General features: G+C 60.0%; 15 protein-coding genes. 10 read left to right on the forward strand and 5 right to left on the reverse strand.

Features of this window, described 5'->3' with window-relative positions:
* Positions 1-33: 33 nt before the first annotated feature.
* Genes KDX39_RS00330 through KDX39_RS00340 form a run of 3 tightly spaced genes read right to left on the reverse strand, consistent with a single transcriptional unit; the run spans position 34 to position 1,083 of the window.
* Positions 34-375, reverse strand: coding sequence for a hypothetical protein (locus KDX39_RS00330; RefSeq protein WP_231658795.1), 342 nt, complete (start codon positions 373-375; stop codon positions 34-36).
* On the reverse strand, positions 372-764 hold the full coding sequence (locus tag KDX39_RS00335) for a phage holin family protein (protein ID WP_231658796.1): 393 nt from the start codon (positions 762-764) through the stop codon (positions 372-374). Before KDX39_RS00335 ends, KDX39_RS00330 begins: the two co-directional genes overlap by 4 nt.
* 4 nt (positions 765-768) lie before the next feature.
* Complete coding sequence (locus KDX39_RS00340; RefSeq protein ID WP_025994956.1) at positions 769-1,083, reverse strand: DUF883 family protein; 315 nt, start codon at positions 1,081-1,083, stop codon at positions 769-771.
* A gap of 413 nt (positions 1,084-1,496) precedes the next feature.
* Between KDX39_RS00340 and KDX39_RS00345 the strand changes: the two genes are divergently transcribed.
* From KDX39_RS00345 to pcaC, 9 genes are all read left to right on the forward strand, one after another.
* A complete protein-coding gene (locus KDX39_RS00345; RefSeq protein WP_231658797.1) occupies positions 1,497-2,582 on the forward strand; it encodes an acyltransferase family protein in 1,086 nt (361 codons plus the stop codon).
* Between the two features lie 80 nt (positions 2,583-2,662).
* Positions 2,663-3,283 carry a hypothetical protein gene (locus KDX39_RS00350; protein WP_231658798.1) on the forward strand — a complete coding sequence of 207 codons (621 nt, stop codon included), beginning with the start codon at positions 2,663-2,665 and terminating at the stop codon, positions 3,281-3,283.
* Positions 3,284-3,373: 90 nt separating this feature from the next.
* Positions 3,374-3,616 (forward strand): glutaredoxin family protein, encoded by a 243-nt coding sequence (locus KDX39_RS00355; RefSeq protein ID WP_231658799.1) that lies wholly within the window; start codon positions 3,374-3,376, stop codon positions 3,614-3,616.
* A 33-nt stretch (positions 3,617-3,649) separates the two neighbouring features.
* Positions 3,650-4,579 (forward strand): pca operon transcription factor PcaQ, encoded by a 930-nt coding sequence (pcaQ, locus tag KDX39_RS00360; protein WP_231658800.1) that lies wholly within the window; start codon positions 3,650-3,652, stop codon positions 4,577-4,579.
* Positions 4,580-4,714: 135 nt separating this feature from the next.
* On the forward strand, positions 4,715-5,434 hold the full coding sequence (pcaH, locus tag KDX39_RS00365; protein ID WP_231658801.1) for a protocatechuate 3,4-dioxygenase subunit beta: 720 nt from the start codon (positions 4,715-4,717) through the stop codon (positions 5,432-5,434).
* Positions 5,435-5,444: 10 nt separating this feature from the next.
* Positions 5,445-6,047, forward strand: a complete 603-nt coding sequence (gene pcaG / locus KDX39_RS00370; protein ID WP_231658802.1) for a protocatechuate 3,4-dioxygenase subunit alpha — start codon at positions 5,445-5,447, stop codon at positions 6,045-6,047.
* A 67-nt stretch (positions 6,048-6,114) separates the two neighbouring features.
* Positions 6,115-7,464, forward strand: a complete 1,350-nt coding sequence (locus tag KDX39_RS00375) for an MFS transporter (RefSeq protein ID WP_099227488.1) — start codon at positions 6,115-6,117, stop codon at positions 7,462-7,464.
* 25 nt (positions 7,465-7,489) lie between these two features.
* On the forward strand, positions 7,490-8,851 hold the full coding sequence (locus KDX39_RS00380; protein ID WP_231658803.1) for a 3-carboxy-cis,cis-muconate cycloisomerase: 1,362 nt from the start codon (positions 7,490-7,492) through the stop codon (positions 8,849-8,851).
* The gene (gene pcaC, locus KDX39_RS00385; protein ID WP_231658804.1) at positions 8,848-9,246 is read left to right on the forward strand and encodes a 4-carboxymuconolactone decarboxylase; all 399 of its coding nucleotides are present in this window, start codon (positions 8,848-8,850) and stop codon (positions 9,244-9,246) included. Before KDX39_RS00380 ends, pcaC begins: the two co-directional genes overlap by 4 nt.
* Positions 9,247-9,312: 66 nt before the next feature.
* On the opposite strand, the gene KDX39_RS00390 is transcribed toward pcaC, so the two are convergent.
* Positions 9,313-10,569, reverse strand: a complete 1,257-nt coding sequence (locus tag KDX39_RS00390) for an OprD family porin (protein ID WP_231658805.1) — start codon at positions 10,567-10,569, stop codon at positions 9,313-9,315.
* A gap of 222 nt (positions 10,570-10,791) precedes the next feature.
* Between KDX39_RS00390 and KDX39_RS00395 the strand changes: the two genes are divergently transcribed.
* Complete coding sequence (locus tag KDX39_RS00395) at positions 10,792-11,679, forward strand: DMT family transporter (protein ID WP_231658806.1); 888 nt, start codon at positions 10,792-10,794, stop codon at positions 11,677-11,679.
* A gap of 227 nt (positions 11,680-11,906) precedes the next feature.
* On the opposite strand, the gene KDX39_RS00400 is transcribed toward KDX39_RS00395, so the two are convergent.
* A complete protein-coding gene (locus tag KDX39_RS00400) occupies positions 11,907-13,235 on the reverse strand; it encodes an MFS transporter (protein WP_210042407.1) in 1,329 nt (442 codons plus the stop codon).
* Between the last annotated feature and the right edge of the window lie 585 nt (positions 13,236-13,820).

Raw genomic sequence — 13,820 nt, forward strand, 5'->3', positions numbered from 1 at the left:
CAGGAGTTAGCAAGAATGCAGCCAACAGGCGTCTCAGCGTTTGCGCGCGCGACTCTGCAGAGCGACCTTGATCAGCGGTGTGAGCGTGATCCCCAGTTTAAGCAGTTTGCCGAGAAAGCTGGTACGTCCGGTCTTGGCCTTTTTGCCGCTGAGAAAACCCAGCAGCGCGACCGAACCCACTCCCCACAGTGGCGCATGGCGAATGCCCAGCGCACTTTTCCAGTCATGACGCAGGCCCCGAAAGCGTTGCAGGGGCTGAAGCAATGCGGTGGATTCGTGACGTATTTCCTGGCGATGCATTTCCATGCGCAGACGAATCAGCGCCTTGCGCAGCTCGCGACGGGTGTTGCCCTGATGGGATTTGGGTTCGCTCATGGCATCAGTCGCTCACGGTCGTTGGCCAGCTCTTCGAGCGTGGCATGGAACGGCGAGGATTCGTCGAAAATAGCAGCTTTGAGACGAAGTCCGCAGAACATCGCAGCGAGGAAGTAGAACGTGCAAAGGCCGATGATCCCAGCCAGCCTGTAACTGTCCCACAACACGATCAGCAGCAGTGCCGACAGCCCGGTAAGCAGCAGCAGGCCGAAAACCAGTGCCAGCCCCGCGAACAGCAGCAGACTGACGGTACGAGCCTTCTGCTCCTGCAGTTCGATGCCGAACAGCTCGACGTGGCTGTGCAGCAAGCCCAGAAAAGCGGCACCCAGGCGCCGCGGTGAAGAGCCGTGGTCCGCGTGGGGCGGACCTGATTCCGTTCCCAAAGTCATGGTATTAGCGCCTTGTGGCCAGCAGGCCGATCAGGAAACCGGCACCGGCGGCCAGGCCGACCGATTGCCATGGGTTGTTCTGCACGTATTCTTCGGTTGCGACAATTGCCGCTTCGCCACGCTCGCGCAGGGATTCTTCAGTCTGCTTGAGCGTCTCTTTGGCACGCAGCAGGCTTTCCTGAATCTGGGCACGCAGTTCGTCTGCCTGATCACCGGCGAGGGTTGCGGTGTGTGCCAGCAGCTTTTCGGTGTCGGCGACCAGCACCTGAAAGTCTGCCATCAAGATTTCCTGAGCATTCTGTGCGGTTTGGCGAGGCATGATTTTCTCCGTTTGGTGGCGTATGGATGGTTCGAGTACAGGGAATTGGCGAAGGTTCATTTCAATTGCCGCGTCGACGCAAGTCGAGTAGCAACACTGCTTTCGCCTTTTGCTGGTGCAGGGTGTGCAGGCATTTGCGCCAGATCGGCGCATCGGCTGTTGGCCGGTGGACAACCTTACTCCATAAGCGCAAGGCACGAGAAAAAAACCGGGAGGCTGCCTTGCCTGTTTCATAATGGCTGCGGTTGGCTATGCTCGTGCAGGCGCGGGGCAGGATTGCACCGCGCGGGCTCGCGGCACACGGCGCATTGTGGGAGGCGGCTTGCCCGCGCCGCGTTTGAACCGGGCGTTGTACTCGCCTGAGGTCGTTCTGGAAGTACCGGCGCAGCGTCGGTCAGTGATTGGAGAGGGGCATGGAGCGGTTGTACTCGCTGCAAGGATTGAGGGGCCTGGCCGTTCTGGGTGTGGTGTTGTTTCACATGATGCCGATCGAGGCGCGATTTTCCGGTGGCGATACCGTGCTGCCGCCTTCGCTGGATTTCTTTCAACTGGGTGTGGACCTGTTTTTCGTCATCAGCGGGTTCGTGATGGTCATCGTCAGTCGTGGCCGGTTCCAGAAGGGTGTTGAGGCTCAGCGCTTTCTGTTCAACCGCGTGTCGCGAATCTATCCGACCTACTGGCTGTATTTCTTCATCACGCTCGGGGTCTTTCTGGTGCAGCCGGGGCTGGTCAACAGCGGTCATGGCTCGTCCAACCTGCTGATGTCATTCCTGTTGCTGCCCAACGACAAGGTGTTGCTGGTGATGGTCGCCTGGTCGCTGCTGTTCGAGCTCTGGTTCTATCTGGTATTTACTGCGTTGTTGCTGTTCAAGGAGCGTCATCTACCGTGGCTGATGGCGGGCTGGGCGTTGATCATCGTAGCGTTCAATGTGTTGCTGGACTGGCAGGATCAGTCGTCGGCGTTGAAGATCATCCTGCATCCCTATTCTCTGGAATTCATCATCGGTGTGGCGCTGGCACTGTTCTTCTACAGTCGGCACAGCGCGCGCCTGTCGACGGCCGCTGTCTGGGGCTTGCTGGCCGTGGCCTTGCTGGCGGGTATTCCACTGATCGCGACCTGTCGACTCTATGACAGCCAGGGCTTGCTGCGCATGCTGGCGGTTGGAAGCACGTTCGGCCTGCTGGTGCTGACCCTGGCGTTGCTGGAGCGACGGCAGAAGGTCGCCATTCCGACGCCGCTGGTGGTCGTGGGCGACATGTCTTACACCATCTACCTGTCTCATCTGCTGGTGCTGGGAGTGATCGGGCGTATCTGGAGTCTGGTGGGCGCATGGCCCGAGAGCTATCTGGACAACCTGTTCTTCGCAGCACTGATGGTGGCGGCCACTCTGTGTTACGGCTGGGTTGGTTATCGCTGTTTCGAGAAGCCGGTGCTGGATCGCGCCAACGCGTTCGGTAAACGGCGCTTTGGAACTGGCGCGGCGAAGGTGGGTGCATAGAAAAAATTACGTGGCGCCCGCACGCAGGGCTCTGCTGAGATGCGTCGTTGAGGGAACAACCGGACCAAGGAGACGTGCGGATGGGGCCACACTTGTTTACCCCCTGTGGCGGGATCACGGTCATGCTGCCCGCAGCACTGGTGATCGCTGCGTGGCTATGGACCGCCCGCTCGAAACGATCGGCCTTGTTGTGGGCCGCAACGCTCTTCGCAACCTATTCGACGGTGGTGGTCAGCAAAGTGCTGTTCAAGGGCTGGGGTGTGGCGATCGAGAGTCTGGGGATCTACGTGCTCAGCGGGCATGCCATGAATACCTGCCTGATTCTGACCGTCGGCCTGAGTCTTCTGGCTCGGCAGCGCGATCAGCGTCTTCGCTGGCCCGGTGCCCTGACCGGACTGCTCTTGGGTTGGCTGTACAGTGTCTTTTGTGTCGCGCCATTCATTCATCCACTGGCCGAGGCGGTGGCGGGGGCGTTGCTGGGCTCTGCGGCGGCCTGCCTGTTTCTTCTTGGTCTGGAGCAGCATGCCGCCAGACGGATTCCTTCGTCAGCCGTCCTCGTCGGCCTGTTGTTCATTGCCATCAGCAGCACGACCACCCAGTACAACGCAGAGCGACTGCTGGATCGTATTTCGGTCAAGATATCCGGCTCCGAGCGTGCCTTCAAACAGCCTGACTGGCGGGCACCCGCTGAACCGCTGTAGAGCCAATATGGGTTGTCGGTTACCTCGACGCGATCAATGACCGGGCCTAGAATATTTTCAGCAGGTCACGCGCTGTACGAGGATGATTCGATGCTTCCTGAATGCCAACTGTTCGGCACCCTGGGTTGCCATTTGTGCGACATTGCACAAGCTGTATTGCTGCCGTTCGTGGACGAGTGCGGTCTGCTGGTTGAGCGACGCGACATCTGCGAGGATGAATGGCTGTTCGAGCGTTATGAACTCCGGATACCGGTGCTGCGTCGTGTGGACACCGGCGAAGAGCTGGACTGGCCTTTCGATGCGCCTCAGGTGACGTCCTTTCTGAGCAAGTAACGGATCTTCTTCTCCCTCAAGGCAATACGCGCATTGAATATCGATACCCGAATCAAGTTTCGCCATCTGGTGTGCTTTCTCGAAGTGGCGCGCCAGGGCAGTCTGGCGCGGGCCTGCGATGTGTTGTCGATCAGCCAGCCAGCGCTTTCCAAGACGCTCAAGGAGCTGGAAACCCTGCTACAGACGACGCTATTCGTGCGCAGTAAAACCGGCGCAGCGCTGACCGAAGCCGGTGTGGCATTCATGCGTTATGCCGGGCCCAGCGTTCAGGCCTTGCGCGAGGGCGTGAACAGCCTGCGCTCCGGTGAGCACGAAACGGTCACGGCGCGTCTGGGTGTGCTGTCGACGGCCGAGAGTCTGCTGGTTCCCGAAGTCGTCGGGCGTCTGCACGAACAACACCCCGCCTTGATCATCAGTGTCATGACCGGCCCCAGTGCTTACCTTTTGTCGCAACTGCGTGTTGGAGAGCTGGATCTGGTGGTCGGGCGAATGACCGACAGCCCGCAGATTCTGGGACTGACGTTCGAGCATCTTTACAACGAATCCATGACGCTGGTGGTGCGTACCGGTCACCCGTTGCTGGCGGCACCTCTCAAGCCCGAGCGTCTTGCGGATTTCCCGCTGGTATTGCCGCTGGCGGGCACCACCATCCGCAAGTTCGCCGACAGCCTGTTCGTGCAGTGCGGCGTACAACCGCCGCGCCAGCGCCTTGAGACGTTGTCGCTGACGCTGAGTCGGCGCTATGTCGAGCGCAGCGATGCGGTCTGGGTCGCGCCACTGGACGCCGTTTTGCAGGAATTGCACAACGGCACGCTGGTCGAGCTGGACATGGGAGTGCGCGAACCGGGCGGTTCGGTGGGGTTGTGCAGCAACCCGGCCGTACCGCTGAGCCGCGCTGCCCAGTGGTGCGTGGATGAGTTTCGTATGGTTGGCGAGACCTACCGACAGATGCCCTATACATAACCATTTGGTTATGGATGGCAGGCAATTTTTCAGTGTTGGTTGACACCTGAAGCGCGAGACACTTCGCCACAGCCTGTAGCGCAAGTGCCAGACGCTCGTGCGCTCATAAGAAAATCAACAATCAAGGAGAACGCCATGTCTGTCGCGGACAACAGCCGCTTCGTCATTCGTGATCGCAACTGGCATCCCAAAGCCCTGACGCCTGATTACAAGACCTCGATCCTGCGCTCGCCACGTCAGGCGCTGGTGAGTATTCCTCAGTCCATTTCCGAAGCCTCCGGGCCGGATTTCTCGCACCTGAAGTTCGGTCAGCACGACAACGACCTGTTGCTGAATTTCAACAATGGCGGGCTGCCTATCGGTGAGCGCATTCTGCTTGCCGGTCGGGTCTGTGATCAGTACGGCAAGCCGATTCCGCACACGCTGGTGGAAATCTGGCAGGCCAACGCGGGCGGTCGCTATCGTCACAAGCGCGACGCGTACCTCGCTCCCATGGACTCCAATTTCGGCGGCGTGGGCCGGACACTGACCGACAGCGAGGGGAATTACAGCTTTCGTACCGTCAAGCCCGGTCCTTACCCGTGGCGCAACGGTCCCAACGACTGGCGTCCGGCGCATATTCACGTGTCGATCAGTGGCCCGTCGATTGCCACACGCTTGATCACCCAACTGTATTTCGAAGGCGATCCGCTGATTCCGATCTGCCCGATCGTGAAATCCATCGCCAATCCCGATGCGGTTCAGAGTCTGATCGCCCGGCTCGATCTGGCCATGGGCAACCCGATGGATTGCCTGGCATACCGCTTTGATATTGTTCTGCGCGGCCAGCGCAAGACTCACTTCGAAAACTGCTGAGGAGGCCGACATGCCCGTTCAATTACTGCAGGAAACCCCTTCGCAGACCGCAGGTCCCTACGTGCACATCGGCCTGGCCCCACAGGTGGCCGGCAACCCGACCCGCGAACTGGAAATCTGGAACGAGATGGCCAGGCCCGATGCGCCAGGTGAGCACATCGTGTTGCTGGGCAACGTATTCGACGGCAATGGCCACCTGATCCGCGACGCCTATCTGGAGTTCTGGCAGGCCGACCACGAGGGCGCCTATCACAGCGAATACGATTCGGCGAACCCGTTCAATGGCTTCGGTCGCACCGCCACCTCGGACGATGGCCAGTGGGTTCTCAAGACCGTCAAGCCCGGTTCGGTGCGCAACGCTGCCGGTGTGCCGATGGCTTCGCACATCAACGTTTCGCTGTTCGCTCGCGGCATCAATATTCACTTGCAGACCCGGCTGTATTTTGACGACGAAGCACAGGCCAATCTCGTCGACCCGGTGCTCAACCTGATCGAGCAGCCACAACGCCGCGAAACGCTGATCGCGAGGCGTTGCGAGCTGGACGGAAAAACCGCCTATCGTTTCGATATCCGAGTGCAGGGAGAAGGCGAGACGGTGTTTTTCGATTTCTAAGTGATGTGCGTGCGCTGATCGGCATCTGCAGGCGCAGGTGACCTTATAAAAATAAAAGGAAATGTTCATGACACTATCAGCTCGCGGGCCCGCGACAGGTCCGTTCGACGTTCAGGCTTTCATCAACGCCCAGCCGTTATCGGGTTACCAGTGGCGCGTGGTTGCGCTGTGCTTTCTGATCGTTTTTCTCGACGGACTGGACACGGCGGCGATGGGCTTTATCGCGCCTGCGCTGAGCCAGGATTGGGGCATCGATCGCGCCAGCCTCGGGCCGGTCATGAGCGCTGCGTTGATCGGCATGGTCTTCGGCGCTCTGGGGTCCGGTCCGCTGGCGGACCGCTTCGGCCGCAAGGTGGTGCTGGTGGTGGCGGTGTTTCTGTTCGGGCTGTTCAGCCTGGCGTCTGCCTACAGCACCAACATCGATCAGTTGCTGGTGTTGCGTCTGCTCACCGGTCTGGGGCTGGGTGCGGCGATGCCCAACGCGACTACGCTGCTCTCCGAATACACGCCTGAGCGTCTGAAGTCGTTGCTGGTCACCAGCATGTTCTGCGGCTTCAACCTGGGCATGGCCTGCGGCGGTTTCGTGTCCGCGAAGATGATTCCCAGCCTGGGCTGGCACAGTCTGTTGATGCTCGGCGGGATTCTGCCGCTGGTGCTGGCGGTGGTGCTGATGGTCTGGCTGCCGGAGTCGGCGCGGTTTCTGGTGGTGCGCAACCGGGGTGTGGAGCGGATTCGCAAGGTGCTGGCACCGATTGCTCCGAAGGAAGTGGCGGGCGTGACCGCGTTCAGCGTTCCTGAGCAGAAGACCGTCAGCAGCCGCAATGTCTTTAAAGTGATTTTCTCCGGCACGTACAGTGCGGGGACTTTGTTGTTGTGGCTGACCTATTTCATGGGGCTGGTGATCGTTTACCTGCTGACCAGCTGGCTGCCGACATTGATGCGCGACAGCGGCGCGAGCATGGAGCAGTCGGCTTTCATTGGTGCGCTGTTCCAGTTCGGTGGTGTGCTCAGTGCCGTGGGCGTCGGCTGGGCGATGGATCGCTACAACCCGCACAAGGTCATAGGCGTTGCCTACGCACTGGCTGGCGTGTTCGCCTGGCTGGTCGGGCAGAGCCTCGGTAATGTGGCAGTCCTGGGAACGCTGGTGCTGGTCGCCGGCATGTGCATCAATGGCGCGCAGTCGGCGATGCCTTCGCTGGCAGCGCGCTTCTATCCGACTCAGGGCCGCGCCACGGGCGTGTCATGGATGCTGGGTATCGGCCGGTTCGGTGCGATTCTTGGCGCATGGGCCGGTGCCACCTTGCTCGGCCTTGGCTGGACGTTCGAGCAAGTGCTGACGGCACTTGTGGTGCCTGCTGCACTGGCCGCGCTGGCCATCCTGATCAAGGGCTGGGTCAGCCATTCGGACGCCACTTGAAACCTTTTTACTCTGGAGCGCTGACGTGAACCGACCGGGCAATCAACTTTTCGACGCGTACTTCACACAGCCCGACATGCGCCGGATTTTTTCGGATGAGGGGCGGGTGCAGGGCATGCTCGATTTCGAGGCTGCGCTGGCGCGGGCCGAGGCTCGGGTTGGTCTGATCCCGCAAGGCGTAGTGACCGACATCACGCAAAGCTGCCGCGCCGAGCTGTTCGATTTCGATGAGCTGGCGACGGCCATCGGCAACGCAGGCAACTCGGCAATTCCACTGGTCAAGGCGCTGGGCAAGCGCATTGCTGCACAAAGCCCCGAGGCCGAACGCTACGTACACATGGGGGCCACCAGTCAGGACGTGATGGACAGCGGCCTGATTCTGCAGGTTCGTGACGCCATCGATGTGCTGGAACGCGACCTTGGGCAATTGGGCGACGCCTTGGCGCAACAGGCGCAGGTTCACGCGGCGACGCCGCTGGCCGGCCGCACTTGGCTGCAACAGGCCACGCCCGTCACGCTGGGTATGAAGATAGCAGGCTGGCTGGGGGCGATTACGCGTCATCGCCAGCGCCTGGCCGAAATCAAGCCTCGCGTGCTGTGTCTGCAGTTCGGCGGCGCTTCCGGCAGTCTGGCGGCGCTGGGTCATCAGGCGTTCGAGGTGGCCGAAGCGCTGGCTGCAGAACTGCAATTGCACTTGCCGGAGCAGCCTTGGCACACGCAGCGGGATCGACTGGTGGAGTTCGCTTCGCTGCTGGGTCTGATCGCGGGCAGCCTCGGCAAGCTGGGCCGCGATGTCAGCCTGCTGATGCAGACCGAGGTGGGCGAAGTCTTCGAGCCGTCTGCGCCGGGCAAAGGCGGCTCATCGACCATGCCGCACAAGCGCAACCCGGTGGGTGCCGCGGTCATGATCGGCGCCGCAACCCGTGCGCCAGGCCTGGTCGCGACCATGCTGTCGGCCATGCCTCAGGAGCACGAGCGTAGTCTGGGGCTTTGGCATGCGGAGTGGGAAACCTTGCCTGAACTGTGCTGCCTGGTGTCCGGTTCGTTGCAGCAGGCGTTGCAGGTGGTGCCGGGCTTGCAGGTCGATGCTGAACGCATGCGCGTCAATCTGCAATCCACTCAAGGCCTGGTGCTGGCCGAAGCGGTCAGCATCGCCCTGGCGCAGCGTATCGGCCGGGATGCCGCGCACCACCTGATCGAACAGAGCTGTCGTCAGGCGGTGGAGCAGGGCGTGCACCTGCGTCAGGTACTGGGGGGAAATTCTCAAGTGACTGCACAACTTTCTTCCGACGAGCTGGATCGCCTGCTCGATCCGGCCCATTACCTTGGCCAGGCCCGACGTTGGGTCGAACGTGCCGTGGCCGAACACACAAGGATCACGCAATGACCGAAGACGAACGTTATCAGGCCGGCATGCAGGTGCGCCGCGCGGTACTCGGCGATACGCATGTCGATAACAGCCTGAAGAAGCTGACCCCGTTCAACGAGGAATTTCAGGAAATGATCACCCGGCATGCCTGGGGTGACATCTGGACACGTCCGGGTCTGCCGCGTCATACCCGAAGCCTGATCACCATCGCCATGCTGATCGGCATGAACCGCGAAGGCGAGCTGCGCCTGCACCTCAAGGCCGCCAGAAACAATGGCGTGACCCGCGAAGAGATCAAGGAAGTACTGATGCAGAGCGCGATCTACTGCGGCATTCCAGCGGCCAACGCGACCTTCCATCTGGCCGAAGAAGTGTGGGATGAAATGGGTGTGGAGTCGCTGAGCGAGGATTGACCCCTTGAAGTGAAAACGCCGCCGCAGTGTTGAACTGCGGCGGCGTTTTTCGCAGTGCCAGCGCTGTCAGAGCAGCGAGAGTGGATAGCTGACGATCACGCGGTTTTCGTCGAACTGGTTGGTGCTGTAGTCGCGCCGCATGGTCGAGTTGCGCCATTTGAGTGACAGACTTTTGAATGCGCCACTCTGGAAAACGTAGGCCAGTTCGGTTTCCCGTGCCCATTCCTCGCCGTCGGTGATTGCGCCGGTGTGCACGTTCTCGCCGCTGATATAGCGATTCATCAGGGTCAGACCCGGCACGCCCAGGCCTGCGAAATCGTAGTCATGGCGCAGCTGCCAGGATTTTTCCCGGGCATTGTCGAAGCTCGAGTTGTAGCTGTCGTTGGCCAGCGTGCCGCCGCTGGTGCCGTTGACCCGCATCCACGCGCTGTCGCCGTTGACCTTCTGCAAGCCGACATAGAACGTATTGCTGCCGTGGCGTGCAGAGAGCAGGGCCGACCAGGTCTTGTTGTCCAGATCTCCTGCCAGCGACTGACCGTCGTCCTTCCCCTGGAAGTAGCCAAGGTTCGCCCCCAGCGTCCACCTGCCCAGCGGCTGGCTGTGCAGCAGGTTGAGGTATTGCTGGTGGTAGATGTCTTCCAGTTCTGCGTACCACAGGCCGACCTGCGTGCGTTTTTCGTTGAAGACGTATTCACCGCCACCAAAGTTGAAACGGTCCGAAGTGAAGGCTGCGCGGCCGTTCATGGACATGTCCTCCATGCTGGCGTCATTGCGCGGGCTGTTGCCACGGAACTGGCCGCCATACAGCGTCAGGCCGTCGATTTCCTTGGAAGTGATCTGACCGCCCTGGAAAGTCTGCGGCAGAGATCGGCCATCATCGGAGCGCAGAATCGGCAGTACGGGCATCCATTCGCCGACTTTCAATTCTGTCTTGGAAAAGCGCGCCTTGCCTGCCACGGCCAGACGGCCGAAATCGTCGGCGGGGCGTCCATCGCTGTGAATCGGCAGCAATTGTGTGCCGCCGGTGCCTTTGCCGCCGTCCAGTTTGAGCGAGTAAAGGCCCAGCACGTCGACGCCGAACCCCACAGTGCCCTGAGTAAAACCCGAACGGGCATCAAGTATGAAGTTCTGGGTCCATTCTTCGGCGTAGTTCTGAGCGTTGGCCGGGTCGACGAAGTTGCGGTTGATGTAGAAGTTGCGTAGGTTCAGATTCACCTTGGCATCTTCAACGAAACCGGCGGCCTGAGTGGCGACGGGTATCAGGCTGGTGGCGATGGCCGCAGAGAGGCCGCAAACGACTTTGCAGGGGAGAGTTGAGCGCATGGAAGACCTTTTTTGTAATTATTCAGTCGATGAAGCTGGTCCTGATAGTGAAAGGCCGGAGTCAGGTCCGCAATTGTGAAACCGTGGTTTTGGGCGATTACCGAACGTTAATGAACCGGTTCGAACATTTTATGCGGGACGATATGAATACAGGCTGCGATGCTCGCTACCGTGCACCTTTCACGCGCGTCAAGCTTCGACAATATTGAGTAAGGAAGCCCAATGAGCACTGCGAGTACGCCACTCTCCGGCGTCAACAAACCCCTCAAGGGGATCGGTTTCATACTGCTGGCTACTTTCCTGTTTGCCAGTCACGACACGCTTTCCAAGTTCCTTTCCGGCTTCTATCCGATCATTCTGGTGGTGTGGGCGCGCTATCTGGTACACACGCTGCTGATGGCCTGCATCTTCATGCCGTCGTCCGGTCTGCGCGTGCTGCGCACCAAACGACCCGGTTTGCAGGCGTTGCGTGCGCTGGCCTTGCTGGGCACCAGTCTATTGTTCACCAGCAGCCTGATGTTCATTCCGCAGGCCGAGGCCACAGCGGTCAACTTCCTCGCGCCGTTGCTGGTCACTGCGCTGTCGGTGCCGCTGTTGCATGAGCGGGTGACGCGCGGACAATGGATTGCCGTGATCGTCGGCTTCATGGGGGTGATGATCATCATTCATCCGGGCGGTGAATTGTTCACGCCTGCGATCCTGCTGCCGCTGTCTTCGGCGTTCTGCTTTGCGCTGTATCAATTGCTGACGCGACTGGTCAGCCCTTTCGACAGTCCGACCACCAGCAACTTCTTTGCCGGGTTGTTCAACACACTGTTGATGAGCGCATTGGTGCCATTTTTCTGGGCCGTGCCTGAGCTCAAACACCTGCCGTTCCTGCTGGCACTGGGTGCCTGCGGCATGGCTGCGCACCTGCTGCTGACCCAGGCCTTCCGCTTCGCCGCACCCGCGATGCTGGCGCCCTTCAGTTACTGCCAGATCGTGTTTGCCGGTCTACTGGGATTCATCGTGTTCGATCACATGCCATCGCCGACGGCGCAGGCCGGTATCGCGATCATCTGCCTGAGCGGGCTGGCGGCTGCATGGCAGCAGCGGCGTCAAGGCGGGTAGTTGTCGCGGTCCTGCAACAGTCACTGGACGGTCGGAGGCGGCTTGCCAGCGATGAATGATGACGCGATTGTGCTGAAAAGACCGCGCCAACCTCATTGCGGGCAAGCCTCGTCCCACGTCAGGTTCCATTGAGTCAGGACATTCAGGGTTGCCTGATGACGAATACAACGCGATAAAAAAGGCCCGTTCACTCATGTGAACGGGCCTTTCTCATGTGTACCGCGCCGTCATTGGTTGAGGTCAGGCACCTTGCGCGGAGCCATGAAGTACATCCAGATCAGCGCGATGAAGTACATCGCGGGGATCATGGTAAACAGCACGTTGTAGTTGTTATTGGTGGCGGTCAGCACTGCCCCGACGATCTGAGTCATGAACATGCCGCCGATTGCCGCGCACATACCGCCGAAGCCGAATACCGTGCTCATCATGTGCTTGGGGGTGTAGTCCATCACCAGGCTCCAGATGTTGGCGGTCCAGGCCTGATGCGCACCGACGGCCAGCGAGATGGCCAGAACCGCTATCCACAGACCGCTGGCGTTGGCGGCGAAGACCACGCTGCAGATGGTGATGGCGAAAATCAGCATTGAGACCAGACGCGCCGTGGTGGCCCTTACACCTCGTCCGATCAGCCACGAGGACAGGATTCCGCCGCCAATGCTGCCGAAGTCTGCGGTCAGCCAGATCAGGATCAGCGGGATACCCATCTGGGTGACGCTGATGCCAAGGTTGTATTGCTGATTGAGAAACGGCGGCAGCCAGTAGAGATAGAACCAGAATACCGGCGCAGTGATCGCGTAGGCCAGGGCGAAGGCCCAGGTGCCACGCATTTTCAGAATGGCCGAGAACGGCATTTTGACTGGCTCGGGTTCGACTTCCTGGTTGATGTAGTCCAGTTCGCTTTTGCTGACGGTGGGGTGTTCTTCAGGGTTGTAGTATTTCAGGCGCCACATGATGACCCAGATCAGGCCAAGTGAACCCATCGCCACGAACGCCGCCTGCCAGCCCCACACGGTGAGAATCAGCGGCAGCAGGGCCGGAGTCAGCATGGCGCCGACATTGGTCCCGGCGTTGAAGATGCCGGTGGCCACCGCACGTTCGCCAGCCGGGAACCACAGGCGTGTGGTCTTGACGCACGCCGGGTAGTTGGCCGCCTCGGTCAGGCCCAGAATGAAGCGACAGACCATGAAGCCGACCGCCGAAGTGGCCAGACCGTGGGCACCGGTTGCCAGGCTCCACAGCAGCACGGCCAGGAAGAACGCTCGTTTGACGCCGACCCGGTCGATGAACCGGCCCTGAAGCACAAAGCCCACGGCGTAACCGACCTGAAACCAGAAGTTGATGTTGGCGTAGTCCATCGCCGTCCAGCTCATTTCCTTGGCAAGAATCGGCTGCATGACCCCGAGAGCGGCGCGGTCGATGTAATTCAGCGTGGTGGCGAAGAACACCAGAGCGAGCATGCCCCAGCGAGTCTTGCCTACGGCGAGTGCGCCGCGAATCTTTTCGCCCATGCCCGCATGGGCAGCCTGGGCGACAGGGTTGGTCTGGGTATTGAGCATGATGTTCTAACCATCCGTTCCAAGACTGCGCTGCTGGCGACAGTCGGACTGAGAAGTCCACTCGATTCAGGCGTTATGCGTGTGCAGTGAAGCCGCTGAGGTTCGAAAGCCGATGGTGCATGGCTTTACGATAGGTTTTCAGGGCCGACAATTTACAGGCTGTTGCTGACGAGTGCGCTGGATTGTTTCAGGAAACGAGGTACCGGATCGAATTCGTGACCGGAAGTGTTCTTCGATCCTGCAACCGCGGACGGCGAATGGAACTGACGAGCGGGGCGTGGAAGGTGCACATGAGCAATGTTCCTGTTGTTTGAATTGTTATGGTTTGCTACGGGTAACGGGAGTTCGCAACGTTCTGCGACGCTGCAAGGTGAGGCTGATGGTGAGCATTGCATCACGCAGCGTCAATCAAGTAACTCGGCTTCTGTTCGATAATCGAACGTAAAACTAACCAGTTCGTACACTTTGTGTTGCTGTAGTATTTTGACAGGCAAATACTTTACTCGCACCTCTGAATAAGGCCGGGAAAGGCCAGGAATGCGGTGCTGTCCAGTCACGATTCGCCAGGGTCGTGTTCATTCAGGA

This window comes from Pseudomonas sp. CDFA 610, assembly GCF_021147865.1.
Lineage (GTDB): Bacteria > Pseudomonadota > Gammaproteobacteria > Pseudomonadales > Pseudomonadaceae > Aquipseudomonas > Aquipseudomonas alliivorans.

What these genes read in the sequence shown, in the direction of transcription:
- KDX39_RS00330 (WP_231658795.1), bottom strand. Translation starts at nt 375, where the DNA reads ATGAGCGAACCCAAATCCCATCAGGGCAACACCCGTCGCGAGCTGCGC.
- KDX39_RS00335 (WP_231658796.1), bottom strand. Translation starts at nt 764, where the DNA reads ATGACTTTGGGAACGGAATCAGGTCCGCCCCACGCGGACCACGGCTCT.
- KDX39_RS00340 (WP_025994956.1), bottom strand. Translation starts at nt 1,083, where the DNA reads ATGCCTCGCCAAACCGCACAGAATGCTCAGGAAATCTTGATGGCAGAC.
- KDX39_RS00345 (WP_231658797.1), top strand. Translation starts at nt 1,497, where the DNA reads ATGGAGCGGTTGTACTCGCTGCAAGGATTGAGGGGCCTGGCCGTTCTG.
- KDX39_RS00350 (WP_231658798.1), top strand. Translation starts at nt 2,663, where the DNA reads ATGGGGCCACACTTGTTTACCCCCTGTGGCGGGATCACGGTCATGCTG.
- KDX39_RS00355 (WP_231658799.1), top strand. Translation starts at nt 3,374, where the DNA reads ATGCTTCCTGAATGCCAACTGTTCGGCACCCTGGGTTGCCATTTGTGC.
- pcaH (WP_231658801.1), top strand. Translation starts at nt 4,715, where the DNA reads ATGTCTGTCGCGGACAACAGCCGCTTCGTCATTCGTGATCGCAACTGG.
- pcaG (WP_231658802.1), top strand. Translation starts at nt 5,445, where the DNA reads ATGCCCGTTCAATTACTGCAGGAAACCCCTTCGCAGACCGCAGGTCCC.
- KDX39_RS00375 (WP_099227488.1), top strand. Translation starts at nt 6,115, where the DNA reads ATGACACTATCAGCTCGCGGGCCCGCGACAGGTCCGTTCGACGTTCAG.
- pcaC (WP_231658804.1), top strand. Translation starts at nt 8,848, where the DNA reads ATGACCGAAGACGAACGTTATCAGGCCGGCATGCAGGTGCGCCGCGCG.
- KDX39_RS00390 (WP_231658805.1), bottom strand. Translation starts at nt 10,569, where the DNA reads ATGCGCTCAACTCTCCCCTGCAAAGTCGTTTGCGGCCTCTCTGCGGCC.
- KDX39_RS00395 (WP_231658806.1), top strand. Translation starts at nt 10,792, where the DNA reads ATGAGCACTGCGAGTACGCCACTCTCCGGCGTCAACAAACCCCTCAAG.
- KDX39_RS00400 (WP_210042407.1), bottom strand. Translation starts at nt 13,235, where the DNA reads ATGCTCAATACCCAGACCAACCCTGTCGCCCAGGCTGCCCATGCGGGC.